Source organism: Vogesella mureinivorans (genome assembly GCF_007644035.1).
GTDB lineage: Bacteria > Pseudomonadota > Gammaproteobacteria > Burkholderiales > Chromobacteriaceae > Vogesella > Vogesella mureinivorans.
The window spans coordinates 1-286 of record NZ_VMTV02001010.1 but is presented as its reverse complement, the minus strand read 5'-3'; the positions used below and the strand labels follow the sequence as shown (position 1 = coordinate 286).

Genomic DNA, 286 nt, shown 5'->3' with positions numbered 1-286 from the left:
CAGGCCGCCACCCAGGATGCCTTCGACGTTCTCTACTACATCGCGGGCAAGCGGCTGGCCGCCGGCAAGCTGACCGTAGTGGACGCCACCAACGTGCGGCCGGAGGACCGCAAGCGCCTGGTGGCGCTGGCGCGCGAGCACCATGTGCTGGCTTCGGCCATCGTCTTCGATCTGCCCGAACGCCTGCTGCACGAGCGCAACGAAAGCCGCCCCGACCGCGACTTCGGCCCGCACGTGGTGCGCGCCCAGACCCAGAGCCTGCACCGCTCCCTGCGCGGCCTGGAGA

At 70.6% G+C, this 286-nt stretch carries 1 protein-coding gene; it reads left to right on the top strand.

Annotated features, from left to right (window positions below):
- On the top strand, positions 1–286 hold a 286-nt coding region (locus FLQ44_RS22485; RefSeq protein ID WP_147696147.1), incomplete at both ends, for an AAA family ATPase.